This window comes from Sphingomonas mali NBRC 15500, assembly GCF_001598415.1.
Lineage (GTDB): Bacteria > Pseudomonadota > Alphaproteobacteria > Sphingomonadales > Sphingomonadaceae > Sphingomonas > Sphingomonas mali.
The window spans coordinates 1-2,206 of sequence record NZ_BCYX01000089.1; the positions used below are offsets into that span (position 1 = coordinate 1).

3 protein-coding genes are annotated in these 2,206 nt (G+C 67.0%); 1 reads left to right on the plus strand and 2 read right to left on the minus strand.

Features of this window, described 5'->3' with window-relative positions; translation table 11 throughout:
• Positions 1-167 precede the first annotated feature (167 nt).
• Positions 168-656: a hypothetical protein gene (locus tag SMA01S_RS23860; RefSeq protein ID WP_157094125.1), complete on the minus strand. Its 489-nt coding sequence runs from the start codon at positions 654-656 to the stop codon at positions 168-170.
• 163 nt (positions 657-819) lie between these two features.
• On the opposite strand from SMA01S_RS23860, the gene SMA01S_RS23865 reads away from it, so the two are divergent.
• On the plus strand, positions 820-1,542 hold the full coding sequence (locus SMA01S_RS23865) for a hypothetical protein (protein ID WP_066827961.1): 723 nt from the start codon (positions 820-822) through the stop codon (positions 1,540-1,542).
• A gap of 12 nt (positions 1,543-1,554) precedes the next feature.
• On the opposite strand, the gene SMA01S_RS23870 is transcribed toward SMA01S_RS23865, so the two are convergent.
• Positions 1,555-1,968 (minus strand): hypothetical protein, encoded by a 414-nt coding sequence (locus SMA01S_RS23870; protein WP_066827963.1) that lies wholly within the window; start codon positions 1,966-1,968, stop codon positions 1,555-1,557.
• Positions 1,969-2,206: the final 238 nt, after the last annotated feature.

Below are 2,206 nucleotides of genomic sequence, written 5' to 3' on the forward strand. Positions count from 1 at the left end.
CCGGCCATGCCCCCGGCATGGCCTGAACGATGCGGGGCATCGTTCACCCGGAACGGGGTTGGGGTGGGGCAGTCACGGGCGATACGCTCTGCGAGGCATCCCCCACCCCCGACCCCTCCCCTGAAGGGGAGGGGCTAGTGTGCTGACGTGCTCCCTGCGCTACCAGATCAAACAGCCGGGCGCCGTAACGTCGTCCAGGCGAAATAGAGGATCAGCGCCGCGACCACGCCTTGCGTCGCCAGCACGGCGGGCTCGTTGCCGAGCGGTGCCAGCGCGTGGAGCGCGGGGATCTTCTGATAGCTCTGGACCACCAGCACGACCATGTTGAGCCATTGCGCGAACAAGGCGGTCACCAGGAACACGCGCCGCCAGCCGCCGGCCAGTTTTCGCCCGTACAACGCGTAAAGCGCGACCGCGAGCACGACCAGCGACACTACCCCGAAAATGAACGGCGGCCCGATCGGCTTGGGCGGGAACAGAAAGCCGGTGACGCTGGTCAGGATGGTGAAGACCAGGAACAGGCCGTTGATCAGCGACAGCCAGCGGCCGGCGATCAAGGCGGCGAAGAAGACCAGTCCGGCGACGATGCCGATCAGGCTGATGATGACGTGCAACTGGGTAAAGGCCGGAAGCGACAGGCCGAGCATCGTATTCATCGCGTTTCCCCAAATCGATGACGATTCCAGCAGCCTAAACCAGCCCATTCTCCTCGACCAGTCGAATCGATACCGCAACGATCGAGGCGCCCGGGCACGGCTTCAGCCTATTTTTACCCGTTTTGGGTATCCCGATCGACGTTCGAGCCAAGGGGGCCAAGAGATGACCCGATCCGTCCGTTCGCTCGCGGTGCTGGCCGTCGCGCTGGCCGCTGCCATGCCCGCGGCGCCCGCCTTGGCCGAGCCCAATTTCCGCATGCCGACCAGTTCCAGGATCGACCTGGTCCGCGACTTGCCCAACGAATATCCATTCGAGCGTGACGGCCAATTTCTGGATCTTGGCTATCTCTATTCGACCGAGCGGGTGAACGGCGCCGACGTGGCGCGGGCCGGACAGGGTTTCGTCCTCTATCACGACGACCTCTACATCAAGCTCGACCCGGAAAAGCTGAGCGCGGTCACGCTGGCGCTGGGCGAGGATCCGACCGCGGACTACATTCCGCCCGTCGCCGCGCGGGGCGGTCAGGTCGCGCGTGACGGCGACGGCGCGCCGGTCGCCGGACAGCCGGTTCCCTATCGCTCGCCCGCCCGGCGCGGATCGGGCAGCCTCGGCATCGTCGCCGCGATCTTCATCGTCAGCTTCTTCGCGATCCTGCGGTTCATGATGCGGTCGGCGTTGCGCGCTGTGCTGACTCCCTTCTTCCGCCGCCCGGCGCGCAGGTCCTTCGCCGAGGCCGATCCGTTCGAATCGCGGGTCAGCGCGCGGCTCGCCGAACTGGAAAATGGCGGCGGCGCGGCGGCTGCGCCCACCCCGGCGCCGGCCTACCAGCCGCAACCCGCTATGACCGCACCGGCGGCGCGTGGTTTCGGCCGCAAGGGGCTGTGAGTCCGTCCCCGCTCAGCCGGCCTGCTTGAACTCGCCGACGACGATCGCGCCGAGATCGCGATTGAAGGTCTCGGTCGTCGCGGTGCCGTTGCCGCGCATGGTGAAGGTGCCGGCGTCGACATAGCCGCCGCTCCCGGTCGGATCCGACAGCACTTTGTAGGTCATCGGGCCGAGGCCGCTGGTAACGGTGATCGCCGACTTGCCCGCGCTGTTGGTGTAGGTCACCGAGATCGCGCCGGTATCGTCGATCGCGGCGGGAACTAGCAATTGGTGGTTCTTGCCGGGGCGCAGCACGAAGGTCTTGGCCTCGCCCGGGTTGAGCCCGACCGTCTCGACGGCGATGCCGTCAGGGGGCGGAGGCGAGGTATTGTCCTGCGCTATCGCTGCGGACGAGACGAACGCGAGGGTTAGGAACAGCAGGCGCATGGTGTGTCTCCAACCCCCGCTCGGAGGGAGAAACGCGCAAGGGGTGCAAGGGTTCAGCGGGATGGATGACGAACCGAGGTTGTCGGGTAGCTAAATCCTCCCCGGAACGGGGAGGGGGACCGCGCGGCGCTAGCCGCGTGGTGGAGGGGGCCCGCGACCAACTAGCCCCAACCAAGGAGGCCAGCGATCGAGGGCCCCCTCCACCAAGCCGCTACGCGTCTTGGTCCCCCTCCCCGTG

Coding starts and splice junctions, on each gene's coding strand:
- SMA01S_RS23860 (WP_157094125.1), bottom strand. CDS start 656: ATGAATACGATGCTCGGCCTGTCGCTTCCGGCCTTTACCCAGTTGCAC.
- SMA01S_RS23865 (WP_066827961.1), top strand. CDS start 820: ATGACCCGATCCGTCCGTTCGCTCGCGGTGCTGGCCGTCGCGCTGGCC.
- SMA01S_RS23870 (WP_066827963.1), bottom strand. CDS start 1,968: ATGCGCCTGCTGTTCCTAACCCTCGCGTTCGTCTCGTCCGCAGCGATA.